Below are 26,066 nucleotides of genomic sequence, written 5' to 3'. Positions count from 1 at the left end.
CTAAACTTGTGCAGAAATGTGAGGGATCAACTATGAAAGCAACAATGAAAGATGTCGCAAAATTAGCAGGTGTCGGAGTAGGAACTGTTTCCCGGGTATTGAATAACGGCTCTGTTAAAGCTTCTACTAGAGAAAAAGTTGAAGCAGCAATGACAGAGTTAAACTATCAACCAGATTTTTATGCCCGGGGGTTAAAGATGAAGCATACGAATACGGTTGCTTTGATTCTACCCACTGTATGGCATCCATTTTTTGGCGAATTTGCCTACCATGTAGAAACAGCATTAGAAAGACAAAACTACAAGCTTTATTTGTGTAACTCCAGTGGGAATAGTGAAAAAGAACAAGAATATATCCAGATGGTCAGCCAAAATAAAGTAGACGGCATCATTGGAATTACTTATTCAGATATCGATGAATACATTTCGAGTAATCTGCCTTTTGTTAGTATTGACCGTTATTTCACTGAAGAGGTGATTTATGTGACCGCTGACAATGCGGCCGGTGGACGTTTGGCTGCAAATGAACTTTATCGCCGAGGATGTCAGAATGTAGCATATATCGGTGGGTACCAAGAAACACCGAATGAAACGAAGAGTCGTCGAAAATATTTTGAGATCGAGTGCCGTCAACTGGGGATTTCCTATAAAGCGTTAGATATGTTAGAACCTTTAGACCATCTCTCAGAACGTGTAACAAATTTTTTGTTAGAGAATCCTGATATCGATGGGATTTTTACGATCAACGATCCGATGGCATTAGCTGTCATTGGTATGCTTGAAAAAATAGGGAAAAACGTACCAGAGGATGTCCAAGTTATCGGATTTGATGGTCAAAAGATGACAGAAGGAGACCCTTATCTCGTCTCAACAATTGCCCAACCTACAAAGCAAATGGCGGAAGTGGCAGTGGCAAAATTAATTGCTGTCATTAATGGAGAGACAGTAGAAAAACGTACCGTATTGCCGATTGAATTTGGCGAAGGTGGCACAACGAAACCTTTAGTGAGAAACGATTTTGCTTAGTGCAAATACGTTTCTTTTTTTGAAGATAAGTGAATGAAAGGTGTAGATAAAATGTTATATGGTGGAATTGAAGCTGGTGGAACAAAGTTTGTCTGTGGGATTGGTAATGAACAATTACAAGTGATAGAACGGAAAAGTTTTCCTACCACAACACCAGAAGAAACGATGAAGCAAGTGTTTGATTTCTTTGATAAGTACAAAGGAAATATCGCATCAATTGGTGTAGGAGCATTTGGGCCAATTGATATTCAAATCGAATCAAGAACTTACGGATATATCACCAACACTCCGAAGGTAGCTTGGCAAAATTATCATTTTGTCGGAGCTTTGGAAAACGCCTTGTCGGTTCCCATCTATTGGACTACCGATGTAAATGCTGCTTGTTATGGAGAATATATGGCAGGGTATGGAAAAGGTAAAAATAGTGTTCTTTATTACACCGTTGGTACTGGTGTTGGTGGTGGTGCTGTAGTCGATGGAAAAATAGTCACAGGTTTCAGTCATCCTGAAATGGGACATATGCTCTTACAACGTCATAATGAAGATCAATTTGAAGGAATCTGTCCTTTTCATCATGATTGTTTGGAAGGGTTAGCCTCAGGCCCCGCGATTGAAAAACGCTTTGGAAGAAAAGCCCAGACCATTTCATTTGATCATCCTTATTGGGCGATTGAGGCAGATTATCTTGCTCAGTGTGTGTATAACACAACGTTACTATATGCACCGGAAGTAATAATTTTAGGTGGGGGTGTAATGAAACAGCCGCAACTACTCGAGTTGATTCGCCAAGCGTTTAAAGAAAAAATGGGTTCCTATGTGGATACCCCTGCTCTTGAAGAATACTTACTAACTCCAATGCTTGCTGACGATGCAGGTTTGATTGGCTGCTTAGCTTTAGCAATAAAGAAGTTGGAACAATAGCAGCATGTTAAAGAACGTGTGAGAGAGTTTTTATAGCAGTTGGGATAGATAAAAAGGTTAACTAAAATGTGAGTTAGAAAAAAGGATGGCTAATAATAGATGTTCATATATATTTTTTGCGTAATCGAATGTCGCAAATAAGAATTTTTTCTTTCGTTCTCGTCTTCAGTTATATTGTTGTCTAGCTGCCTCAAAATTACTTCTTAGTGCTTGTTTTTTTTCTATTAGCCCGAGCAAAGAAAAAGGAAACAGAATGTCTTATTAAAGCCAATTAGGCCTACGCCTAATTGGCTTTCTATATTCCTGTGCTAATTGTGTTTGGGTGGGATGAATATCCTTTTTATTAATAATAGTGACGGTGTAATGAACGGTTTTGCTAACGGTAAAGATTCAACTTTCTACAAACGCGAACATCCTTTGAATTTGATTTACTAAAAGCTGGGTAGCTTCTCATCAGTCATTCTCTTCATTGGGGTTAATAAAGTGTTGTCAGTCATCCTGCCCTATTCTCAACAAGTACCTTCCTAATGCCTTCTTCAAACGTTGTGATCTTAAAATAAGGGAATGCCTTTTTGAATTTATCAGAGACAAAAAGATTATCCATCGTGTATCTAGGTAATAACTCACTTAGTTCGCGCGCGTTTTTACTGAATAGCTTAGCAAGTTTAAATTGCCACAAAGGAATGACGCGGTATTTCAATGGTTTGTCTTCAATTTTTTCGGCGAGATCGATCATGTCTTGGAAACTATGAGGTGTATCACAGGGCAAATGCCAAGTTTGGCCATAGGCACTAGGCGTATTTCCGATAAGGGCCATCGCTCGGCTAGCATCAGGTGTCCATATAAGTGTGCGTAAAGTGTCCTTATTGACAGGTATTTTGACGGGAGCATTGTGGACTATATTGTTTAAGACGAGTGTATTAGTAATGCTCTGGGTCTTGCCTGGGCCGTAAAACTCGGGGGCTCGACAAATCACCGCATCTAAACGGCCACTTTCCATCTCGGATAAAACCAATTGAGCCATTTTAGAGCGTACGAGGGACTTCCTACCTGCTGGAGAAAATGGCGTGTCTTCCTTTTGGGGTGTACGATCCTTTGGATACATATAAGTATTATCAAAAAAAACCAGTTTGCTCTGTGCTTCTTGGCAAGCGCGAATGACATTTTCTGTGATTTTCATAAAATTGGTTTCCCACAGCTCAGCATCCATCGGTAACCCAACAGTGAAGTAAACAATCTCACTATGTTCAATCGCTTTTTTCGTTTGCGAAAAGTCCATCAAATCTGCGGAAACGATCTGATCTGTAGGATTGATTTTTTGAGGCTTCCGGCTAACTAGCCGAAGCTCATTTGTGTAATTTTTGTATAGTTCTTTTGCTAGTTCATAGCCGATTTGTCCATTGCTTCCTAAAATTGTTTGCATGACTGTACCTCCTCAAGATATAGTTTTGCTACAGCACGTACAGAAAAAGGATTTTGGCCAGTGATGATCCGCCCATCTTTTAGGGCAAATGCTTTATAAAAGCGTCTTTTTTTGAATTGAGCGTTTCTTTCTTTTGCGGCGGTTTGATTAAAGAAAGGAACTTTGTTCATTTTCCCGGCGAGAAATTCTTCTGTTTTCGTAAATCCTGTGATTTTTTTTCCAGAAATCAAAAAGCTTCCTTCTCTATCTTTTATATTTAGTAAACCAGCGATTCCGTGGCAAACAGATAAAATATACCCATTGTTTTCATAAATGACTAAAGCGAGTTCTTGCAGCTCTTTATTATGAGGAAAATCCCACATGACACCATGCCCTCCGGTAAAATAAATCGCATGGTAGTCATTTGGATTTACTTCTGCGGGTTTTTTCGTTTGAATCAAGCCGTTTTGAATGAAATTTTCTTCCAGATAAATGTTCATAATGGCTTGATCTATATATTTCATGCTTCTTGGATCTAGAGGAACAAAGCCTCCTAATGGACTTACGAAATCAACATCAATCCCTTGTTGATAGACTTCATCTAGAAACTCGGCACTTTCTCCTAACCAAAGTCCGGTAGCCTCGTTCGTGCCAGCATATTTTTGAATGTTTGTTTCAACAACTAATACTTTCTTCATGAATGGTCCCTCTCGTTCATAATGTGAAGGACTTTCGTTAAAAAGGATTGGAGTTTTTTTATTTCTGTTTGCTCATGATCGAGATAGTAATAATTTTTTGTTCCTTCTTGCCTGAAATTCACGATTTTGGCTTCTTTCAAGATTTTCAAATGATGTGAAATGGCGGGTCTAGATAAATTGGTGGCCTCTAATAAGGAAGTGACCTGTAAGCCAGCACAATTTTCCACTTCTAGCAACCGAATGATGATAGCTTGTCTTTTTTTGTCACCTAGCGCGATTAAAAAATCACTTAATTCAGAAAAATCTTGTTGCAGATTGGCATAATCTATCATAATTGTCTCTCCATTATCGTTTAAAAGTTTAAACCATTAAACCATTTAAAGGAGATTTTTGCAATGAAAGAAGCTCGAGAACATTCCTTTTCTCCACCATCGCCAAGGAGATTAGAATGTTCTGTAAGCAAATAGATAATAATGGAAAAGCATAAGAGCGTTTGAGCCTTTTTGTGTTTAGAAGCAGCTTATTTTTTTATGAAGTGGTTAAGAGCCGTGTGTTGCTCATTTTTTGTTGTTGTGTTATGTATGTAACATCTAGACAAAAGACGTAGTGAGATATGAGGCGGAGAATATGAGAGACTTACAGTTAGCATTTATCAGTAATCGCACAACTAAGCGCTTATTTCGAGTTTTGAGTGTGATGGAACGAGATCGTTTATTTACAATTGGTGAAATGGCAGAAAAGATGCAAGTCACACAACGCACAATTGCAAATGATCTCAAGTATGTGAAAGACTATTTTGGTGATTGTATCACCCTAATTTCGGGGAATAGTGGCTTTCTTTTTGAAGAGAAAAAACCTTCCGTGTACCAAGAAAAGAAACAAGATTTGCTAGAAAATGAGTGTTTATTTGAAATCATCGGTCATATTTTTCAAGGGGAATTGATGGATATTGACGAGTTGGCCCATCATTATCATTTTTCTGAGAGCACGTTTCGACGGTTGTTGGGTCAATCGAACAAAATATTGAGCAGCTATCGGTTAAAATGGGTGTCGAATCCATTGACAATTGAAGGGAGCGAAGCGGATTTACGGAAATTCTTCAAAGACTTTTATTACGAAGGGATTGATACTGCCCATACCCTTGTTCCCGACCCCGCATTGCATGAGTTGGTCTTAACCCAGTTAAACAACAAACTAGGACAATATGATATTGGCTCTGGAACAACACCAGCTGCTTTTTACTATACTTTTTTTATTGCAATCAAACGGGCGAGCCTTGGTTTTCCGATAACAGTCCCGAAATACTTGATTGAATTAGCCTACAAAGGAAATAGCTTCTCCCTCCTGTATTCTTTAAAAGACGGAATCAACAAGCTTTACGGCGTAGAACTAGCGAAGGAAGAATTTGCATGGATTTATTTAGTTACTATTTGTAAACGTACCTTAGATCGAGAAGCATCGGAGGAAAAGTTCTACCAGCAGTTTCATCAAGGATCAGAAATTGCCAAACTTACAGAGGCTTACTTACAAGAGTTTGAGCTCACAAATGAGAGTTATGCCAAGATAAAAATCTTCTTGCAATCCTTCTTTTTGTCTAGAAAAGTGAACTATGCGTTAGCTCCTGCACTGAACAAAGAGGCACAGGACATCAAAGAATCTCTCATGCGTTCTGACAATGAAAACTATCAACGGAATTTACGATTTTTAAAGAAGCATCAAAGAAAAGACTTTTTGGCTGCACCATATCTTGAAGATATTTGTGTGAGTTTAACGATCTACAGTGATTTGATTTTTGATTTTTATTCACCAACAAAAAGAATTTATTTTCTTCTAGAAGGTGATCACTTCATCTGCCAACAGATTCGAACTCGTGCAATGCAACAGTTTGGTACAAAGCACACGTTGACCTTTTTGCCATTGCAACATCTGACACAAGAAATATTAAATGCCGATCATATTGATTTGATTGTCACAAACTATAATCGGTACCTCTTAGACTATATTATTGAAACAGATTACTTGTTATTGAAAGCTGTCCCAGATGAGCATGACTGGCGGAATCTGGAAAGAAAAATTGATCCGTATCGAAAACCATTTCTCTAATCCCCGTACACTCGTTAAAAGTATTAACGAGTGTTTTTTTTCATTTATTTCATCCGTATATGAAAATATTGATTCCAATTTGACCAAAAAATCAGGTAACCTTAATCATGTAAGGAAAAGGTATGCATACAAACTTACAAATAAAAGTATCAAAAACCTTCGTTTTTTAGAATAGATATTTGTTATGTATTCTCTAAAATAGAAAACCTAATCTAATAACTTTTCCAAGACATTCGATCCGATCGAATGTCTTTTTTTGTCGTCAACCCAAAAACGAAGAATTTTGAGATACAACAAAGGGGAGGATCATGATTGAGAAAACAAAAAGGTGGATAATATTTATGGGAATACTCTCAGTTTTATCATTACCGTTGGTAAACGCTGCAGAAGTCCAGCAAGTTGAAACAAATGGGACCATTGGATTTACTGGTGTCTATGAACCCATTGGTACACCTGATCCAGCGCCGCCCGAAAGTATTGTCAGACCACCAATTACCGAAGTGGCCAAACCAGATGGTACGTTGCCACAAACAAACGAAATAGGACATTCATGGCACGCTTGGCTAGGCGTTTTTCTAATCAGTTTCGTCTTCCTCTTATGGAAACAAAAAAGAAATCATAATAAAAATCTAAAACAATAAGAAAGCAGGAATAACCAAATGAAATTTATTCGTTTAGCAACAATTGCCGCACTATCAACTACTATTTTAGCAGGAGGAGCAGCTTCTGTTTTTGCCGATGAAATGAGAGAAGTAACAACCGAAGGTCAAATCCAGTTTACAGCGGATGAAGACGGTGATCTGGAAGTCATCCCTCCTGTACCTGATCCGGATGTGATTATTCCACCGATTATCGATCCAGTTACAGGTCCATTGTCTATCGTACAGGCACCTACAATGAACTTTGGTACTCAGGTCATCTCCAACCAAGATCAAACATATAATATGGTTGCAGAGACTGCTGAACTCGCTAATCCAGAAGAAGGTGGGCCTACTGACGTTCCATATATTAGTTTTGCTCAAGTACAAGACGTTCGTGGAACCAATGCTGGATGGGATCTAAAAGTGAGCTTAAGTGATTTTGAAGCTCCAGAAGCACAAAATAAAATTCTAACGGGAGCGCAAATCACCTTTGCTAATGCTCAGTTAAATTATGAAGGTAGCAATACTGATAACGAACCTACAGTGCACCAGGCTGGACTAACATTACTTCCTAATGGTGCAGCGCGTTCAGTGATGACTGCGGCACAAGGACAAGGTGCAGGAGCTTCTTCAGTTATCTGGGGAGACCAAGCAGACTTGACTGCCCAATTTGAAGCAGAGGACTTTAATCCTGAGACAGACGTTGTAGAAAACAACGCAATACAATTGTCGATTCCAGGTTCAACAGCCAAAGATGCGACAACGTATACGTCAACGCTAACTTGGGAATTAAACTTAACACCTGGAGACGAACTATAAAAGCCTTGTAACTATTTGTTTTGAAACTCTCGGCAGCGTCACAGTAAATTTGTGACGCTGTTTTTCTAAGAAAGGAGACGTAACCTTGAAACAAACAACTTTAGCTCATCGTACTAAAAGAGCCTCTTGGTGGGGACTTACGCTTCTTTTTCTTCTTTTTGGAATTTTTCCATCAGTAGCTCAAGCGGAGGAAGCACTGTCATTTTATGTCACGCCTGAATTTCCTGAAAGCCAGGTAGAAGGATCAAATAGTTATTTCGATTTGAATCTAGCAGCTGGAGCAACAGAAACCTTAGCATTGAAACTGCAAAATGTTAGTAGTGACCCAATTCAAGTGCAAGTAACCCCTCATACAGCGTATACCAATGTTCATGGAGTCGTTGAGTACGGAAAAGATGCCCAAGAACCAGATAGTAGCCTTACTTATTCATTGGACGAATTGATTGACTCATCTGGCGTCATTGAACTGGCAGGAAATGAAACCCAAACAATTAGTGTTCCTTTACATATGCCAGAAGAATCGTTTGAGGGATTTTTAGCGGGAGGTCTACGGATTTCGGAAGTCAAAGAGGAGCAAGAAGAAACGGCAATCAATGAAGAAGGCGTAGCGATCAAAAATGAATTTGCCTATGTGATTGGGATTGTTGTCAGCAATTCTCGGGATTCAGTTCAACCGGATCTCGATTTATTAGCTGTTTTTGCAGATCAGTTGAATTATCGGAATGTGATTAGTGCAACGATCCAAAACTTCACGCCTACCTTTGTCAATCGAATGGCGGTGGAAGCGACAGTACAACGAGCAGGAGAAAACGAGGTTCTTTATGAAGCGAGTGAAGAAATGATGCAAATGGCGCCTAATTCTAATTTTGATTTTCCAATCTCGTTAGAAGGCGATCGCTTTCAAAGTGGCGACTATGTATTGAAATTAAGAGCAATATCTGGTGAAGATGAGTGGGTATGGGAGAGACCCTTCACAATTAAAGCAGATGAAGCCAGGGCATTGAATCAAGCAGATGTGACCATTGATTCAAGTATGAATTGGTGGATGATTGGCGCAATCATTTTACTTGTTCTTTTACTGGGGGTCATTCTTTATCTACTTATTCAAAAAAAGAAAGCAAACCGAAGCGAACAAGAGTAGTAAAAAGGAGTGAATGGAATGACCACGAGATTAAGAAGACCGCTGCTTCTATTAGGGGCGTCTATTCTAATGATGCAAGCATTAATTCTATCGATTGGCATGGTCTACGCTGAGACAACGATGGACACTGAGGAACAAAAACAGGTAGAACACCCATCCATAAAAAACCTTCAAAAAGAAGAACAGGCTAGTGATGCGCGCTTTTTCTTTACTCAGGCGCGGATGCAAGGGACGGTAGAAGAACCCATACAAGTAACCTTCTTTTCTGATCAAGAAGTTTCAGAGGCACGAGTATTTTTACCTGAAGAAGCAACGCTTATCAACGAGCAGTTACCGGCAGGGGGATCAGTCGAACAGATAGAGCAGTCTCAGGAATGGCTGGTTCAGTCAAAACGGGCGCAAAATACGTTTGTTCTTCCTTTAGTATTTGAACAAGCAGGACGCTATGAACTGTCTGTGGGAGGAGCAACGGCTTATCTTGAAATCAGTGAACAAGAAGATAGTAATATGGAGAACCCTACTGAAGGAATAGAAGCTTCTGATGATGCTCAAACAGTACAAGCGGATCTGGAAGCGAAAGAGAATGCAATAGAAGAGAATCAAATGAAGGAGCAGCCATCGCAAAGTTTAGATAATGAATACAGTTCAAATGCTACCGTCACAAAAGATAATTTTTTGCAGCATTTTGACTTACAGGGTTCTGCAACGTATGATTCAGAAACAGGGGAAGTAACCTTAACTACAGCTAGTAATAATCAAGTTGGAAATGTTACATTGAAGGAAAAATTAAGTGTAAATTATCCATTTGTTTTGACAGGGAAGGCAAATATTGGTTCTAATACGAATGGTGCAGATGGTATGGCTTTTGGTTTCCATAGATCTGAAAATTCTGCTGTTGGAAATAGTGGAAACGGTATGGGGATTGCTGGCCTAACAGGAGGCTTTGGATTCAAATTGGATTCAAATTTTAATACAACTCAGGGAGCGGGTGCAGCTAGAGATCCGGCTGCTTTAGGTGGGGCTCCTTTTGCTGGATACGTTTATCATGAGACGAATGGTTTATTGACTACTTATATGGGAAGCGATGCTCCAGCAAAGCGAACAGGTACATTGAATGGCGCTTACGATGATATAGTCATTGAGTATCTGCCAAGTGAAGAAGCAAACATTTTCCGTATTAACTATAAAGGAGAAACTTGGGAACGAGATATATCCGATTGGCAAGGAATCGATACTACTGCATTATCTTTTTTAATCTCAGGAAGTACAGGTGCAAGAAACAATGTTCATAGCTTTATATTTGAACAGATGGACTATGTAATAGGGACAGGAGAAGTTGAAGTCAGTTATCGTGATGCAGCTACAAATGAAGAAATAATACCTAGTCAATTGTTAGAAATTCCTTTTAAATCAGAGGCAGTTCTTAATCCAAATTCAGGGATTGATGATGAACCGTACCTTCTTGGTTATGACTATAGTCATGTTGAGACAGATGCACTTTATTTCGATGAAACAAACAATACCATAAAACCAGAGGCTGAGCGTCGGAATGTTACTTACTTTTTTAATCGTGCTGAGTCCGAGGTGACAATTCATTACATTGATGATGCCGGGACAGTTATTTCGCCATCTGATACAATCATTGGTTATGTGAATGAGGAGCTAGAAGTAACGATTAAAGAAATAGAAAACTACAAGTTTTTATTTGAAAGAGACAATCAATTATTGAATACGGTATTTACTCGAGAGCAACAAAATTATTGGCTCGTTTATATCTTACAGGGCTCTATGCCACCAGTAGATCCATTGGATCCTGAAATAGAAGTGAACCCAGAAAATAAACCAGAGCTGCCAGAAAATCAAGGGCTTCTGAGTATTGACTTCATTTCCTCCTTTAACTTTGGCTCACAACCTATTTCAGTTCATGACCAAATCTATTACGCGCAACCACAACGTTTATTGGATGAAGACGGAACTGTAAATGAGATGGAAGAACGTCCTAACTATATTCAGATCAGCGATCGTCGGTCAGCTACTGAGCGTAACGGCTGGCAGCTATCGGTTACCCAGACGAAACAATTTGAAGGATTAAAAAATCAACAGCTTACAGGTGCGAGTATTACTTTCTCAAATCAACAATTAGTGACCGCTCAAGGTGGCAATACCCCTTCCTTACAGACAGCCAACCCGTTAACGTTGGTACCAGGAAACAAGCGAGCACTGATTCGTGCGGAAGATACTGAAGGAACAGGCACATGGATCTATCGTTTTGGAGATGAGCATACCGCAAGGGAAAGTGTTACGCTCAACGTACCGAAAGGTTCAAATCCTGAAGCCACAAGCTATTCCACAACCCTGATATGGGAATTGAATGCTATTCCTGACAATTAAAAGAGAAATTTCTTTTTTCCTTTTTCTGCCATTTATTAATGAGACCGCTAGATTGGTTCGAAAAAAGATGAATAGTTCGTGTATGATCCTGGTTCATTCAAAAGAAAGTCAAGCCATGACGAACAAAGAATTAAAAGAGAAACTAAGCGTCATGCCACCAATAGTTAAAGGAAATATCAAACAAATCAAGACATATTTCAAAGAAATCTGTGGTTATGATCTAAGTGTAGAAAAGAAGAATTCTATCGTATTCAATGTGTCATAGAGTTTGCATAAATACAAATTATCTTAAAAAAGGCTTCAAAAAAAATTTTTTGAAGCCTTTTTTTGTTTTCCGCAAGTATTAAGATTAAGAACTAACGCTATTGTCTAATGACATAGTTAAGGGAAAACGTAAAGGTCTGATGTCAAAGCTAAACCTTAAAGGAAAAGACAGGAAAAAACGAATAATTTGGAAGTTACTATTTTTCGCTAATGAATTTAGACAGCAACATTATGGAGATAAAGGAATCACGATTAAGAAAGTTCACGATTGATAAAAACTTGCTAATAAATGAAACTATTTGACCTGTTCTTTCGTCATACCCTATAGAACAACGAAAGAGAGGAAATACTATGAGAAAAAAATTATTGTTAATAGCTATATTCTGTGCACTGATTCTTACGTTAGTAGTGGGTGCCATGTATAAGTACCTAATGAGTCAAGTGTATGGAGAAGAACAAACAAATTTTGAAATGCAAGTCGAAAAAACAATTAAAACTGAATTTTTTGATCGTGATATCACTCAGATTGAAGAATCAAAGAGTGGCGATAATCAATACAACAAATATTACCTGTACTATTCTGCGACTGAAAATAAAAATATTATAAAACAATTGGAAGCTCAAACTCAGGTTGCTTCGAAACAATTGAAGGATTCTCGGTCAATGGTGCTTTCTTATGTCAATGAGGAAAAGGTGAATGATGCCCTTATTAATCGACAATTAGTAACAAAGGAATATATTTGGGATGATAAAACAAAGTCTTTGAAATATTTAGGTGAATTAAAAGAATTATCTGAAATACTCTTATCCAAAAATCGAAATGAGCCTCGATTAAAAGATATTGTCAACGATGAATCAGACTTGCTTGCGATAAACAGAATTGTACAAGAACAGCTACTTAGTACTCGAACTAAATTAAAATCGACAATTGATGAGGAAGAATTAGATCAAGTGTTAACAAATGACTTTTTAAGCAAGGATAGTAAGATAACCCTTCTCCCTCACTCAATACAAATCGCTTTTGATAAAGAGGTCTTAGGGGTGACAAAGATGAATGTCGACACTGAAAAAATTCTGCCTTTTATTGATCCAGCAATCGTTTCTGATAATAATCTGCCAAAAAAATCCTTAGACCAAAAAAGAAACTATGTCGCGCTCACCTTTGATGATGGACCTAACGATACGTCTACTAAAAAATTACTAGGAGAGTTAAAAAAAGAAAAGATCAAAGCGACTTTTTTTGTTTTAGGTCAGATGGTTGATAAGAACCCAGAGGTCGCGAAAAAAATAGTGGGAGAGGGGCATGAAATTGGCAGTCATTCATACACTCACCCAGACTTAACTCAAGTAACCCTGGATAAAGTCAAAGAAGAAGTACTGAAGACTGATAAGGCAATATTTCATGCTACAGGGGTATTGCCAAAACTCTTTCGACCACCTTACGGAGCAGTAAACGGCGCCGTTGCCAAAACCATCGGATTGCCTATTATTCAATGGAATGTAGACTCTGAAGATTGGCAAGTCAAAAATAAAGATTTGATTGTAAATAAGGTAATTGATACTGTGGAAAATGGATCAATCATTTTGATTCATGATATCCATGAACGTTCCGTAGAATCCATTCCAGAAATGGTAAGTCAACTAAGAAAAAGAGGCTATGAGTTTGTGACTATAAGCGAATTGCTCTCTTATGGACAAAAACCACTAAATCAGTATTTTGGTTTAGCTGACCAAAGAGAAATTAAATAGCAGTCTTTTCTAGTCCATTGGAGAGTTGTGGAAGGAGTGATCTTTATTTTTAAGAATAGAAGTCAAACAAAAAAAGTGCGCTATTATGAGCATCTACTAGAAGAACTGATAGAAGGTAAATATGATCAAATGTATCGAATTGCCTACAGTTATGTTTATGATCATGAAGATGCTTTAGATGTCCTGCAAGATAGCTTTCAAAAGGCGTTAAAAAGCTTTAGAAACACAGTAGAAATTGATAATTTTCAAGCATGGTTCTATAAAATTTTAGTAAGAACCGCGATTGATCAATGGCGAGTGAAGAGACTAAGACCATTTGGATTAGCCTTTGAAGAAACCATAGAACTAAGACATTTTCGTTTCGATCAAAGTGAATTTCTTGAACTAAAGGAAATTCTAGAGAGAACGCCTAGTCCGGAAAGAGATATCATCATTTTAAAATATTTTGATGGATTTACCTTGCAGGAAATTGCTCAAATACTTAATTTAAATGAGAATACGGTGAAAACGAAGATGTACCGTTCTCTTGTTCAATTTAAGCATCTTTTAAATTAAAAAAACAAGATATGAAAAGGAGAATGAGCGAAATGAAACAGCACACGTTTGATGGAGAAAACCAGGAACAATTAAAGCGTGAAATAGTTGCGCGTTTTCAAATAGAAAAGGCAAAGGTATACGAAGAAAAGAAGCGAAAAGTACTTAGAAGAGGCGTCGAAAGCGTGATCTTGGTGGTTTTTAGTTTTTTGATTATGCTTCAAAATACTACCTTTAGAGGTTTTGCATCAGAAATACCTATTTTGGGGGATTTGGTATCAATTATAACTGGGGAAACGCTTCTGTTCAGTCAAGAGGAAGCAGAAATCACTATTGATGTGCCTAAGATAACAGAAGAAAATCGAGTGTATTCGCAATTAAATGAAAAATATCTCCGTGAAGGACAACGAGCATATCAAAGTTATATAGACGTAATAAATAAGGTGTACGAAAAACAAATGTATGTCAGTGGTACCTATGATGTGAAAGTCAATGATAATCGATTTTTAGTAATCGACCGTACATTTGAAGAGACAGTGGGGAGCACCAATGTCGAACATCGATTTGATACATTCGATAAAAAGAACGAGGTCTTATTATCATTAAAGATGTTATTTAAAACGGAAAACTATTTAGAGGTGCTGGCTCAGGAAATTGAGCACCAAATGAAAGAGCGGATGAGAGTAAATAGCGATATCAAATATTGGGTTTTAGACTATAATGATACAAATTGGTTGGAGAATGATCCGAATTTTTATATTAATGAAAATCATGAACTAGTTATTTCGTTTGATAAATATGAAGTTTCGGCTGGATACATGGGGACACAAGAGTTCATAATACCTACTACAGTATTGAAGCCGATCTTAGTTGACGAAAATTTTTTTAATTAGATCGATAAATCAGTTTAAGCTTATTCAGAAAAAGATTTCTGGATAAGCTTTCTTTTTTCGCTAGCAAGAGCGGAAAATAAAGCCTACTTTTCTAATTGGCTGTGATACCATGAGGGAAAAAATCGATGAACCCAGGGGCTCTTTTATACACGTTTACTAAAAATGCAATAAAAAGTCCCTTGTTGTCTGCTTTTGTCAGTAACTTTTCCACAGTGTGGAACTCCCTGAGCCTTACTATCATTATTGAATTTGAAAATAATTAGAGGTCTAATTATTAGATAGCGAATCTTTTTATTGACTTTCCTTTTTAACCGGTGTATATTCTTTTCGAATAGTTAGATATCTAACATTTGGCAAAGGGGGAGTCGTTTTGGAGGAACTGATCGTATCGAATTTGATGCGTTCCATTATGAATAAGTCACGGGAATCGATGGAAATGCGTATAAAAGACCTGAATATCAGTCAACAGCAAGGAAGAATGATTGCGTATATCGCACAAAATGAAGACAAAGGCTTGATTCAGAAGGATTTGGCCCAAGTGTTTCAACGTCGTGATGCCAGCATCACAAGTATGCTTCAAGGGTTAGAAAAAAAAGGGTATATCGAACGCCGCATCCCAAAAAATAATGAGCGGCAAAAAAATATATACGTTTTACCTAAAGGAAAAGCGTTGATTGATCAAACCAATGAAGCTTTTTATGCGGCAGAAAAAGAACTGGTCCAAGCACTGAATGCAGAAGAAGTCGAAGAACTGACTCGTTTGTTAAGAAAAATCGATCAAAGTCTATGAGCAATAAGCAGTCAATCACTGCTTATTGCCTTAAAGTTAGAATTCTAACAGTTAACTATCTAATAGAAGGAGGAATCATCATGGAAGAAGTCACAATGAATGAATCCAATATTTACTACTTAAGCGAAAGTCCGGTGCGAAAGGCAATTGCCCATTTATCGATCCCGATGATGGTTGGTATTTCAACCACGACGATCTATAATTTGATTAATGCCTATTTTATTGGATTGATCCATGATACCAATATGATGTCGGCGATTACCTTGGCGATGCCCATTACGATTCTGTTGATGGCCGTTGGGAACATGCTGGGTGTTGGTGGAGGAAGCTATATCACACGACTACTAGGCAATGGAGACACTCAAAAGGGCAAGAAAGTTGCCGGCTATGCGTTTTACTCGAGCATCCTGCTCGGTGTAATCATAGGGATTGTCGCAGTAATTTTCATGGATCCATTTATTCATTTACTAGGAGCAGGTGGGCAGACATTTTTGTATACAAAACAATATTCACTGATTTTGTTTGTTGGTGGAGCATCGTTCATTTTAAATTTTGCTTTGGAACAGTTGGTGCGTTCAGAAGGGGCATCAAAAGAATCAATGTATGGCATGTTTGTCAGTGTTGCAGTGAGTATCCTGCTTGATGCATTATTGATTCTGGTCTTTAACCTACATGTGATCGGAGCAGGGCTATCACTGGTGATTGCGAATATCGCTTCAACAACGTATTATGTCTGGTTCCTAGAAACGAAAAGCGAGACATTGAAGGGTTTTTTAAAAAGCATGAAACTTTCAATCAAAGATCAGCTAGAAGTTTATAAAATAGGGGTATCCGAGCTGTTTAAATCAGCTTTCATGATCGTCACCACATTATTGTTGAACAATTTTTCTGCTGAGTATGGGGACAATGTTGTGGCTAGCTTTGGTATCGCTGTTCGAATCACGCAATTACCGGAATTTTTAACAATGGGTCTATTTTTGGGTGTCATACCGTTATTTGCTTACAGTTTCTCTGCCCATAACACGAAACGAGTGAAAGAAGCACTAAAAGAAGTATCTTTGTGGATAGGTGGGATCTCCATCCTTTTTGCCTTGATTGTGTATTGGTTGCGAGTGCCGGTGCTGGGATTATTCACAAGTGATCCACGTGTGATCCAAGTTGGCTTAACGATTTTGGGAGCACAGTTGATTTCTTCGATCTTTAATGGTTTCTCTGGTTTATTCACGGGCATCTTCCAGGCATCTGGACTAGGTGCTCAGACCGGAGTGATGTCCACGATTCAAGGAACATTCTTTATTCCAATCGTTTTAGTGCTGCATCATTTCTATGGATTGGATGGATTGATTTGGTCAATGACGATTACAGAAGGTATCGCGTTTGTTGCGGGTGTCTTAATGATGATTCCTTATCTAAATAAACTAAATAAGGATGACCTGCCCGCCATGCAAAACCAACAACGTATATGAATCAGATACATTCGGAATATTTGTTTATGGAAGAAAGGAAAACGAAAGGTTTCTTTTCGAACGTCCTATAAGGAAAGCCCAACGAAGTTTGCTTTGTTGGGCTTCTTTACTTGCTATATATTTCCTTTTCGTTAAAGTAAGAGGAGATGTTGATTCTGTTATACTTACTATTGAAAAAAACTCCATTTCAAGGATAAACGATCTTTTTCATGTATCAATAGAAGAAAAGCGTCTAAAACAAATGCTATTAGCAAAATTATCAAGCGATTGAGGAATCTACTATGCAAAAAAAATTTATAAAGTTGTCGCTGTCTCGAATAACAGTCGTCTGTTTGCGATTTTAATGGCTTTTTCAGGTGGGGCATTAGATGTCTATTCTCATAATTACTTTCATGGATTAGTTGCTACTCAGACGGGGAACATTATTTTGATGGCTTCGAATTTATCCCAATATAATTGGCAGCAAATGCTGCCTAAGATCGTATAGATCATTTTGTTTACGGTAGGATTTTTATTAGGTATTCTTCTAAAGCGCAGCAATTTCAGTCATTATTGGCGCAGTTACACCATGCTACCTGTTATTTTATCGAGCTTGATCATTCCATTGTTGTCTCAAAACTTGCACCTTTTTAAAATTGGTCTGCTTGCTTTTGGCAGTGGCTTGCTGATGCTGACGTTCACTGGAACGCAAATCGAAGGAAATCCTTATACGATCATGATGACCTCAGGCAATTATCGGAAAATGCTAAATGAATGGTATCTTTATCTGACCTCACGGAATAAAACGTCGCTTCAAAGACGCAATGCCCATAACTATACGATCGTCGTGCTCTCATTTGTCATTGGTGCTTGTTTACTAGCCTTTGTCAGTCTTGTTTTAAAAAAATATTCAATTTGGATCGTAACCTTCACGTTTCTGCTTGCTCTTTTTATTGAAATCCATCAAGCGAAAAAGACGATTCGATAGTCAAAGAAAAACCGTCAGAGGGACTCCTTCTGACGGTTTTTCTTATAAGTTGAGAGGGGAATATTTTTAGAATGTCGTCACAGCTCCGCAATCTTCCTTACGGTATTGATGGTCCGAATCGTAATCTGCTTGCCGACGCTAGTGCTGGCTGTTTTTTTCCACCAATTGGTTTTTTGATAGTCTTTGCGGAGGTAGGACCAGAAGACGACGTCTTTGTAAGGAAAAACCTGTTCAAGGGTGGCATTCGGAGCCCCGAGTTTTTCAGATAACACCTCGTAGGTCAGCGAAGGCATCAAAAAGATCAGGTTGTCATAGATGGTTTTATCTTCCGTTCCTGACCAGTCGGGCATATGGGTCAAGCGTTCCTGCAGCTCTGATTGGCGAATGATATAAATAGCGATATCAAAGGAAAAGTCGCGTTTGACCATTGCTTTAATCGTTTCGGCAAGGGCTTGTGGATCATCCCCTTTACTGGAAAAAATCACATTGCCGCTATTCAAATAAGTGACCACATTGCTAAACCCCAATTCTTCAAAACCGGCTTTCAATTCTTTCATAGAAATTTTGTTCTTTCCACCGACATTGATGCCTCTTAATAAAGCGATGTATCGTTGCATGGATAACCCCTCCTTTAAACCCCTTCTTTTAGCTGATTATAGAATGGATGGAGCGGAAGTACAATCCTGGCTTCTCAGCTACCCAAAATACGTGAGCGAGAAGCGACTAATACGAGATTATTGGCGAGGTGGATACAGCGCGGGGCTTTCGAGCTTGGCGGTTTAGTAAAAATGAAGATGAAAATATCCGTAAATGCTAACAACCCTCACAAATTTGCTCAAGCAAGCGAATTTGTGAGGGTCACTTTAAGTCGTTTTCTCTGTTTCTGGCTTCGTTGCTAATCCACCGCAATCCTCACAGACACGGTCTGTACGGGGACATCATAAAAGGGATCTTCTCGTCGGCCTAAAAAGTCTTGGGCTTGCTGAGGGAAGAGGGCGTACATCAGCACGTCTTCTTCGCTTTTGGCATACTCAGCGATTTCTTCCCGAAAGACTGGCAGTTGTGGTGCCAGTAGATCAGCTGGTCTGACGGTGATCACTTCAGCATCTCCGATGATTGTTTCTTTGATTTCGTCGGTGATGGGTGCTGGCGATTGACCGTAAAGTCCTTTGACGTAATCTTTGATCTCACTTGGGACAAGTTTGTAACGTTCTCCTGAAATCACATTCATCAAGGCTTGGGTACCGACCATTTGCGACAATGGGGTCACTAGTGGCGGATAGCCCAAGTCTGCTCTGACTTTTGGTACTTCTGCTAGGACTTCTTCATACTTGTCTTGCAATCCTTGTTCCGTCAATTGGCTGAGTAGGTTTGACAACATGCCACCAGGTACTTGATAGATCAAGGTTTTAGGTTCAATATCTTTGACTTTTGGATTCAGCAGTCCTTCTTCACGGAAGCGATCACGAACGGGATTGAAATGTTCAGCAATCTCAGCGACTTTCTGCAAATCAAGTCCCGTAGCAAAGCCGCAATCTTCTAAGGCGATCGCCACAGATTCGGTTGCTGGCTGACTGGTGCCGCCAGCAAAGGAGGAGATGGCGGTATCAATGATGTCTGCACCGGCTTCCGCAACTTTTAAGTAAGTCATCTCAGCGATGCCGCTGGTGGCATGGGTATGGACTTCTAGCGGTAGATCGACGGCATCTTTGATTCGGCTGACCAGCTCGTAGCCAGTTTGCGGTGTCAAAACGCCTGCCATATCTTTGATACAGATGGAATCGGCGCCGAGGTTTGCCATTTTATGGGCAAGGTCGACGAAGTAATCCACCGTATGGATTTGGCTAGTAGTATAAGAGATTGCTGTTTGACAGTGTCCGCCGGCTGCTTTTGTGGCGCGGATGGCGGTTTCTAAATTGCGGACATCATTTAAGGCATCAAACAAACGAAGAATGTCGATGCCGTTTTCAACCGATTTGGTCACAAAGTCAGCAACGACGTCATCGGCATAGTTTTTGTACCCTAAGAGATTTTGCCCCCGTAAGAGCATTTGTAGTTTGGTCTTTTTCACTTCTTTGCGGATTGCGCGCAATCTTTCCCATGGGTCTTCATTTAAAAAACGCAGACAAGCATCGAAGGTTGCGCCGCCCCACATTTCCAAGGCATGATAGCCCGCTTGATCCATGGTTTTTAAAATCGGTAGCATATCGCTGGTAGGCATTCGTGTAGCGATCAGACTTTGTTGGCCGTCCCGCAAGACGGTTTCGGTAAATTGGATTTTTTTCATTCTTTCACTCTTTCCTGAATGATTTTACGGATCTGCTGCTGCATATCTGCTACGCTATGAGTTCTAGAACGGCCACAAACTTTGGCATCTTGTTCACAGACGTAGCAGCTTCTTGTCGGCAGTCCGATTTCGGTGCGGCTGATAGGTAAAAGCTGGTCTTGGGTTTTGGCTAAGACATCCAGATCCACCAATCGACCATAAGGATGATGGGTCTCAATCTGAACCATCATTCGTTTTAGTTCATAAGGATCTGTGGGCAGTACGAGATAATATTCCGGTCCAGTTTCCAAACTACGGTAGAGGTTTGCCAGTGGAATCAGTTCCTTGACGGCCTCTTCGATTTCCGTAATGAGTTCTTCAAAAACGGCGGTCAATGGGACAGAATTTTTCACGGGACCGGGAATATTCATGGTGGCAACAAGCAATGTCGCTTTTTCATCCGCAGCGAGAAGCTCCCGTTGAAGGGAGCTTCTATTTTCTCGCGCCTGCAGCATATCGGTTAGCGTCACAGGGGTTCCTGAAAATAGGGCATCAGACATTTTTGACCACATCAATGATCGTGCCATCGCGGTATTCGATCAAAGCGACGGTTTTTTCCCCGTACTTGATTGGTTCGGGTTGACCGACAATGCTGTAGGCTTTTTCTTTTAATTCTTCAATGGTGTACTGGGGAATATCCAATGCTTCAAAATGGCTGATCAAGTCTTTGCGAGCAGGATTGATGGCGATCCCGATTTCCGTGACGACGACATCAATACTGGCACCCGGAGTGACGATCGTGTTGACGGTATCGACGATCGTTGGGATTCGTCCCCGCACGAGAGGAGCGATCACTAAGCTCATTTTGCACGCCATACTAGTATCTGAGTGTCCGCCAGAAGCACCTCGGATCACACCGTCAGAACCGGTGATGACATTGATGTTGAAATCCGTGTCGACTTCCAGTGCGGAAAGAATGGCGGTATCCAATTGATTGATAAACGCCCCTTTGCTTAATGGTGAGGCATACATATTGGCATCGATCTCGTAATGATTGGCGTTCTTTCCTAGCGATTGTGCGGAAGGGTGATCAAAGTCTTGGACATCGATCAGTTTTTCTACTAATCCTTCTTCTAACAGTTCCACCATGGCATTGGTAATGCCGCCGAGGGCAAAGCTGGCTTTGATCTCATCTTTGATCATTGCTTCGCGTAAAAAACGAGAGACGGCTAATGCGGCACCGCCCGTTCCAGTTTGGAAGGAGAAGCCTTGTTGGTAGTAAGGCGAGCTGGTGATGACCTTGGCTGCATACTCAGCAATCAGTAATTCCTTTGGATTTTTGGTAAAGCGGGTCGCACCTTTTGCGATCCCTGCAGGATCACCGATGGCGTCGACTTCCACGACATAATCGACATCCGTTTGGGGAATGCTGATTGGGGTATTTGGAAACGGCACAAGGGTGTCGGTGATGATCACGACTTTGTCGGCGTATTTTGCATCGACCATCGCATAGCCCAATGAGCCGCAGGTTGCTTTTCCGACGGTGCCATTAGCATTGCCATACGCATCTGAGCTAGGCGCCCCTAAGAAAGCGACATCGATGTGGATATCGCCGGCGGCAATCGCACGAGCCCGACCGCCATGAGAACGGATAATGACCGGTGCATCCATAATGCCTTCGGAGATTGCGGCACCGACTTTGTCCCGCAGTCCGCTGGAGGTGATATTGGTCACGACGCCAGATTTGATATGTCCGATCAATGGTTCATGGACATTCGCGATGGAACTAGGGGCAATCGCAAGATTCTTGATGCCCATTTTTGCGATCTCGTCCAAAACGAGATTCATGATAAAGTCCCCTTCGCGAAAATGATGGTGGAAGGAGATCGTCATGCCGTCCGTTAGCCCTGTTTTTTCAATGGCTTCACGGATACTGCCTAAGACCTTACTTTTGCCTGGCAGGACTGGCTCGATCTTGCGACTCGCTTCTTTGTAGGCATGGATATTGGCCGTTTCATTTTCAAAGACCCCGTATTGGTTGGCATAGCATTCAGGGATGTCTTTTCCTGCTTTGTTTAACACCATAATTACACTTCCTCCTCGGTAATCAATTTCGCTGCTTTGGCAAGGGCGATCACGCGTTCCGCTCGCTCAACGATTGGTTTATCGACCATTTTGCCATTCAAGGAGATCACACCAGATCCTTTGCTTTCGGCTTCGCGAATGGCCCAGATCACTTCTTTGGCCTGTTGGATCTCGGCTTTTGAAGGCGCATAGATCCCATTGACTAGGGGAATCTGCCGTGGATTAATCACTGATTTTCCGTCAAAACCAAGCTGCTTGATGCGGGTCGTTTCAGCGATAAAGCCATCTGTGTCATTGATATCAGAAAAGACGGTATCGATGGCGGCGATCCCCGCAGCTCTAGCTGCATGCAAAATCATACTGCGGGCAAACAACAACTCTTGCCCATCTGGGTAGCGACGAGTCTTCATATTGGTGACATAATCTTCTGCCCCTAAAGCGATCCCGATCAAGCGCTCGGAAGCTGTGGCGATGTCTCGGGCATTTAAAACGCCTTCGGCCGACTCGATGGCAGCCATCATTTTGGTGGTTCCTACAGGTAGATCGTTTTCTTCTTCTACTTGTGTGATCACAGCGGCAACGGCAATGATGTCTTGGGCGGTTTCGGTTTTCGGTAGACGAATGACGTTGACCCCCGCTAGGACCATCGCTTCAATATCAAGGGCACCCACCGTATCGAGGCCGTTGATGCGTACGACGGTTTCGATGGCAGAATAGTCAAAGGTTTTTAAGGCAAAATGCACCAGTGTCCGAGCGGAGTCTTTTTCATTCAAGGAGACTGCATCTTCTAAATCAAACATAACGGAATCGGCGCCATACAATGGTGCATCCCGTAGCATGGCAGCATTGGCTCCTGGTACAAACATCATCGTTCTTCTTAAACGTTCCATGTGTCGATCTCCTTCCAAGCATACTGTTCTTGTTCGGCGGCCCGATGAACGGCGGTCAGAGTTCGGGCTTTGATGGTACAGTCCAAGGCGCCTTTATCGGTGGCGGTGATTTTGGCCTGTGTCACGCCTAGATGGTTCAGCGTCTCAAGGATGACGGCGCGAATTTGTTTGCCGAATTGTTTTTCGACACTGCTATCGAGGGTCAGCTCGATGGTTTGGGTTGTGGTGGGCTCGATCGCGATCAAGATATCACTGGATTCAACGGAGCCGGCAACCGCACTTTTTTTGATTTCCACTTATTATCACCTCTAAATATAGTTATGCTGCATTAAAAATGAGAACGTTGTTTCTGGCAAAAATTGCTGCAAGGAAGGTATATCTTTTTCTGCAATCGCTTTCCGAACGTTTGTAGCCGAAACGGTTGATTGGTTGATCTTCAGACGGTCGATCACGATCAGTTCAAGCTCGGGAGAAAAAACGGCAGCCATTGCCTCATTGTAGAGTTGGGTCACGGGTGAGTAAGGCTCTGAGCCTACAAAACGCGTGGTGATCGCCAACAGCGGGGCAATTTTTTCTTTGAAGAGGGTTGCATCAAAGGCGGCTTGTTTTTTGGCAATCGCCTCAGGTGCTTGCTCTTTTAAGAAATAACTGGGAAAGACCGCTGAAGAGACGAGATAGTTGTTGGTCGGCAGCACCGTTACATTTGGCAGGTGAGCCACGCCATCCGTCACCATCTGCAGCCGTTCACTGGCAGAAAATTGCGAGCGGTCTTCTGATAAAACGAACACATAAACCTGTTCTTTTTGACTCGCAGCCGTTTCGACTAAGTACAAATGTCCCTTGGTAAAAGGATTGGCGTTCATCACGATCGCGCCGTTGTTTTGTCCGATTCGCTGTCGTTGCAGTTGTTGGGCATAGCTTTCATAAGAAGGAACGCCTTGTTCCATGAACAAGATGTCTTGTGCTGCCAGCACTTCACGAAACCCGAGAGATTCAAAAAACAGACGATTTTTCGGTGCTGTATAGACGAAGGACTTGGTATAGCCCTCGTCTTTGATATGATCGCTAAGGTGCGAAATCAATTGCGTCAACAGCTGTTCGGAGCGTTTTTTTTCACAGACCACCACATACTTGATGATATTGGCATAGCAAGAAGCAGTAGCAATCAAGGTTTGCTGGTCAAAAATGCCGACGGTATAGGCTACTTCTTCACCGACGGCTAAGCCAGTACGGGTGATCAATTTTTGCCATTGCAAAAAGACTTCCGGATCTTTTTGCAGCCAGATTCTTTTTAGGGTATACATACAATGCCTTCTTTATTTTTTTACTGGGAAGAGCTTCGACAAAAGCAAGGATGCGAAGTAGATGATCAGGATCACGACAAAGACGCCGCCCCAACCGAATAACAACAATTCAAATGAAGTCAGTAAATCTTGACTCATAATTTTCCTCTCCTTTCTAGTAACCTAAGCAATCAGTGCCAGCAGTAAGCCACCGGCGATGACCGAAGCAATCTGTCCTGAAACGTTGGCACCGGCTGCATGCATTAAGATAAAGTTTTGCGGATCTTCATCTGTCGCCATTTTTTGGATGACCCGACTAGACATTGGAAACGCAGAGATTCCGGCTGCGCCGATCATTGGATTGATTTTTTCTTTACGGAACAAGTTCAGTACTTTCGCAAACAACACCCCGCCGACCGAGTCCATAATGAAGGCAACCAGCCCTAAACCAATAACCATCAATGTATCGACTTGTAAAAATTCTTCATATTGCATTTTCACAGAAATTGATAAACCTAGGAGGATACTGATGATATTCACCAGTTCGTTTTGAGCGGTGATGGACAAACGATCTAAGACACCACATTCCCGCAAGAGATTTCCGAACATCAAAAATCCGACCAATGGCAATGAAACAGGAGCAATCAACCCTGCTACGATCGAGATCACGATCGGGAACAAAATTTTTGCCGTTTGCGAAACTTCACCGGCACGATACGTCATGCGGATTTTTCGTTCGTGCTTGGTCGTCACAGCTTTGATGGCTACCGGTTGAATGATCGGTACTAGCGCCATGTAAGAGTAAGCTGCTACCATGATCGCACCCATATATTTCGAGTTCAGCGTATTTGCGACAAAAATCGACGTTGGTCCGTCAGCGGCACCGATGATCCCGATGGAAGCTGCGTCGTTTAAATCAAAACCAAGCAGCACGGCAACGATGATCGTAAAGAAGATCCCGAATTGCGCAGCGGCACCAAACAATAAAAGAAATGGATTTTGCAGCAATGGACCGAAGTCGATCATCGCACCAATCCCGATAAACAAAAGCAAAGGGAACAATTCAGTTGAGATCCCCATATCAAACAATACTTGGAACGGGCCAGCTTCTCCACCAGCACTTAACACACCTGAGTTCGGGAAGTTCACTAACAACGTGCCCAATCCCATAGGGACCAACAAGGTTGGTTCATATTCTTTCTTGATCCCCAAATACATCAATAGACCACCGATGAGCATCATAACGATCCGTCCCGGCTCCGATCCTAACCCGACTACACCTTCAATTAACGTTTCCACTACGTCACTTCCTTTTCAATAAATTAGCCGATCGTAATCAGCAGTTCTCCTGGGTTGACCATGTCGCCCGCATTGACTGCAATGGCAACAACGGTTCCTGCTTTTGGTGCCACGATTTCATTTTCCATTTTCATGGCTTCTAAAATCATCAATGATTGGTTTTCTTGCACAGTATCCCCCACATTGACCAAGAGACGTAAAATCGTTCCCGGCATTGGAGAATGAATCGGCTCGCCGTCAGCAGGAAGCGTACCTGGCGCTGGCTGTGGTGCTACTTCTGGTTCTGGTGTGCTGACTGGTTCTGGTTGAGCGGGTGCCGCTGCTGGAGCCGGTGTTGGCACTGCTGGGGCAGGAGCGGTAGGTTGCGGGGCACCGATTTCTTCCATTTCGACAAGGTATTCTTGCCCATCGATCGCTATTTTAAATTTACGTAACATGT

At 41.0% G+C, this 26,066-nt stretch carries 25 protein-coding genes and 1 pseudogene; 13 read left to right on the top strand and 13 right to left on the bottom strand.

Annotated features, from left to right (window positions below; genetic code table 11):
• Positions 1 to 32: 32 nt before the first annotated feature.
• On the top strand, positions 33 to 1,025 hold the full coding sequence (locus A5882_RS04100) for a LacI family DNA-binding transcriptional regulator (RefSeq protein WP_002323463.1): 993 nt from the start codon (positions 33 to 35) through the stop codon (positions 1,023 to 1,025).
• 51 nt (positions 1,026 to 1,076) lie between these two features.
• Positions 1,077 to 1,946: an ROK family protein gene (locus tag A5882_RS04095; protein ID WP_061053450.1), complete on the top strand. Its 870-nt coding sequence runs from the start codon at positions 1,077 to 1,079 to the stop codon at positions 1,944 to 1,946.
• Positions 1,947 to 2,439: 493 nt separating this feature from the next.
• Here the strand turns inward: A5882_RS04095 and A5882_RS04090 are convergent, their stop codons facing one another.
• From A5882_RS04090 to A5882_RS04080, 3 genes are read right to left on the bottom strand one after another with little or no spacing between them, the layout of a single operon-like run.
• The gene (locus A5882_RS04090) at positions 2,440 to 3,369 is read right to left on the bottom strand and encodes an NAD-dependent epimerase/dehydratase family protein (protein ID WP_086372458.1); all 930 of its coding nucleotides are present in this window, start codon (positions 3,367 to 3,369) and stop codon (positions 2,440 to 2,442) included.
• Positions 3,354 to 4,046 (bottom strand): type 1 glutamine amidotransferase domain-containing protein, encoded by a 693-nt coding sequence (locus tag A5882_RS04085; RefSeq protein ID WP_086372457.1) that lies wholly within the window; start codon positions 4,044 to 4,046, stop codon positions 3,354 to 3,356. The genes A5882_RS04090 and A5882_RS04085 overlap by 16 nt, the downstream gene beginning before the upstream one ends.
• On the bottom strand, positions 4,043 to 4,378 hold the full coding sequence (locus A5882_RS04080) for a helix-turn-helix transcriptional regulator (protein ID WP_086372456.1): 336 nt from the start codon (positions 4,376 to 4,378) through the stop codon (positions 4,043 to 4,045). The genes A5882_RS04085 and A5882_RS04080 overlap by 4 nt, the downstream gene beginning before the upstream one ends.
• A 295-nt stretch (positions 4,379 to 4,673) precedes the next feature.
• Between A5882_RS04080 and A5882_RS04075 the strand changes: the two genes are divergently transcribed.
• The 11 genes and pseudogenes from A5882_RS04075 (at position 4,674) to A5882_RS04015 (ending at position 17,804) form a co-directional block, all read left to right on the top strand.
• The gene (locus A5882_RS04075) at positions 4,674 to 6,149 is read left to right on the top strand and encodes a helix-turn-helix domain-containing protein (RefSeq protein WP_008381810.1); all 1,476 of its coding nucleotides are present in this window, start codon (positions 4,674 to 4,676) and stop codon (positions 6,147 to 6,149) included.
• Positions 6,150 to 6,490: 341 nt separating this feature from the next.
• Positions 6,491 to 6,790 carry an LPXTG cell wall anchor domain-containing protein gene (locus A5882_RS04070; RefSeq protein ID WP_086372948.1) on the top strand — a complete coding sequence of 100 codons (300 nt, stop codon included), beginning with the start codon at positions 6,491 to 6,493 and terminating at the stop codon, positions 6,788 to 6,790.
• 18 nt (positions 6,791 to 6,808) lie between these two features.
• Complete coding sequence (locus A5882_RS04065; RefSeq protein ID WP_061053445.1) at positions 6,809 to 7,609, top strand: WxL domain-containing protein; 801 nt, start codon at positions 6,809 to 6,811, stop codon at positions 7,607 to 7,609.
• A gap of 85 nt (positions 7,610 to 7,694) precedes the next feature.
• Entirely contained in the window at positions 7,695 to 8,750 is a 1,056-nt protein-coding gene (locus A5882_RS04060; RefSeq protein WP_086298872.1) for a DUF916 and DUF3324 domain-containing protein, read from the top strand.
• 18 nt (positions 8,751 to 8,768) lie between these two features.
• On the top strand, positions 8,769 to 11,141 hold the full coding sequence (locus tag A5882_RS04055) for a WxL domain-containing protein (protein ID WP_086298871.1): 2,373 nt from the start codon (positions 8,769 to 8,771) through the stop codon (positions 11,139 to 11,141).
• A gap of 615 nt (positions 11,142 to 11,756) precedes the next feature.
• Positions 11,757 to 13,154, top strand: a complete 1,398-nt coding sequence (locus A5882_RS04045; RefSeq protein WP_086372455.1) for a polysaccharide deacetylase family protein — start codon at positions 11,757 to 11,759, stop codon at positions 13,152 to 13,154.
• A gap of 36 nt (positions 13,155 to 13,190) precedes the next feature.
• Positions 13,191 to 13,709, top strand: coding sequence for an RNA polymerase sigma factor (locus A5882_RS04040; RefSeq protein WP_008381818.1), 519 nt, complete (start codon positions 13,191 to 13,193; stop codon positions 13,707 to 13,709).
• A 32-nt stretch (positions 13,710 to 13,741) separates the two neighbouring features.
• Entirely contained in the window at positions 13,742 to 14,581 is an 840-nt protein-coding gene (locus tag A5882_RS04035) for an RsiV family protein (protein WP_254908460.1), read from the top strand.
• A 370-nt stretch (positions 14,582 to 14,951) separates the two neighbouring features.
• A complete protein-coding gene (locus tag A5882_RS04025; protein WP_042890809.1) occupies positions 14,952 to 15,371 on the top strand; it encodes a MarR family winged helix-turn-helix transcriptional regulator in 420 nt (139 codons plus the stop codon).
• A gap of 80 nt (positions 15,372 to 15,451) precedes the next feature.
• Positions 15,452 to 16,837, top strand: coding sequence for an MATE family efflux transporter (locus tag A5882_RS04020; protein ID WP_086298867.1), 1,386 nt, complete (start codon positions 15,452 to 15,454; stop codon positions 16,835 to 16,837).
• A gap of 343 nt (positions 16,838 to 17,180) precedes the next feature.
• A pseudogene (locus A5882_RS04015) lies at positions 17,181 to 17,804 on the top strand (YoaK family protein).
• A 77-nt stretch (positions 17,805 to 17,881) separates the two neighbouring features.
• On the opposite strand, the gene A5882_RS04010 reads toward A5882_RS04015, so the two are convergent.
• From A5882_RS04010 to A5882_RS03965, 10 genes are all read right to left on the bottom strand, one after another.
• Positions 17,882 to 18,421 (bottom strand): DUF1697 domain-containing protein, encoded by a 540-nt coding sequence (locus A5882_RS04010; RefSeq protein ID WP_086372453.1) that lies wholly within the window; start codon positions 18,419 to 18,421, stop codon positions 17,882 to 17,884.
• A gap of 278 nt (positions 18,422 to 18,699) precedes the next feature.
• The gene (locus A5882_RS04005; protein WP_016613721.1) at positions 18,700 to 20,091 is read right to left on the bottom strand and encodes an oxaloacetate decarboxylase subunit alpha; all 1,392 of its coding nucleotides are present in this window, start codon (positions 20,089 to 20,091) and stop codon (positions 18,700 to 18,702) included.
• Entirely contained in the window at positions 20,088 to 20,630 is a 543-nt protein-coding gene (gene citX, locus A5882_RS04000) for a citrate lyase holo-[acyl-carrier protein] synthase (protein WP_254908459.1), read from the bottom strand. Before citX ends, A5882_RS04005 begins: the two co-directional genes overlap by 4 nt.
• On the bottom strand, positions 20,623 to 22,155 hold the full coding sequence (gene citF, locus A5882_RS03995) for a citrate lyase subunit alpha (RefSeq protein WP_086372451.1): 1,533 nt from the start codon (positions 22,153 to 22,155) through the stop codon (positions 20,623 to 20,625). Before citF ends, citX begins: the two co-directional genes overlap by 8 nt.
• A 2-nt stretch (positions 22,156 to 22,157) precedes the next feature.
• The gene (gene citE, locus A5882_RS03990; RefSeq protein WP_086372450.1) at positions 22,158 to 23,045 is read right to left on the bottom strand and encodes a citrate (pro-3S)-lyase subunit beta; all 888 of its coding nucleotides are present in this window, start codon (positions 23,043 to 23,045) and stop codon (positions 22,158 to 22,160) included.
• On the bottom strand, positions 23,033 to 23,341 hold the full coding sequence (citD, locus tag A5882_RS03985; protein ID WP_005230465.1) for a citrate lyase acyl carrier protein: 309 nt from the start codon (positions 23,339 to 23,341) through the stop codon (positions 23,033 to 23,035). The genes citE and citD overlap by 13 nt, the downstream gene beginning before the upstream one ends.
• A 12-nt stretch (positions 23,342 to 23,353) precedes the next feature.
• The gene (citC, locus tag A5882_RS03980) at positions 23,354 to 24,349 is read right to left on the bottom strand and encodes a [citrate (pro-3S)-lyase] ligase (protein ID WP_086372449.1); all 996 of its coding nucleotides are present in this window, start codon (positions 24,347 to 24,349) and stop codon (positions 23,354 to 23,356) included.
• A gap of 12 nt (positions 24,350 to 24,361) precedes the next feature.
• A complete protein-coding gene (locus A5882_RS20075; protein WP_008381833.1) occupies positions 24,362 to 24,487 on the bottom strand; it encodes an OadG-related small transporter subunit in 126 nt (41 codons plus the stop codon).
• A 24-nt stretch (positions 24,488 to 24,511) separates the two neighbouring features.
• Entirely contained in the window at positions 24,512 to 25,627 is a 1,116-nt protein-coding gene (locus A5882_RS03970) for a sodium ion-translocating decarboxylase subunit beta (protein ID WP_005233072.1), read from the bottom strand.
• A 23-nt stretch (positions 25,628 to 25,650) separates the two neighbouring features.
• Positions 25,651 to 26,064 (bottom strand): acetyl-CoA carboxylase biotin carboxyl carrier protein subunit, encoded by a 414-nt coding sequence (locus A5882_RS03965; RefSeq protein ID WP_005233074.1) that lies wholly within the window; start codon positions 26,062 to 26,064, stop codon positions 25,651 to 25,653.
• Between the last annotated feature and the right edge of the window lie 2 nt (positions 26,065 to 26,066).

This window comes from Enterococcus sp. 4E1_DIV0656 (assembly GCF_002140695.1).
GTDB lineage: Bacteria > Bacillota > Bacilli > Lactobacillales > Enterococcaceae > Enterococcus_D > Enterococcus_D entomosocium.
The sequence above is the reverse complement of the archived record's forward strand: the minus strand, read 5'-3'. Positions and strand labels throughout refer to the sequence as shown.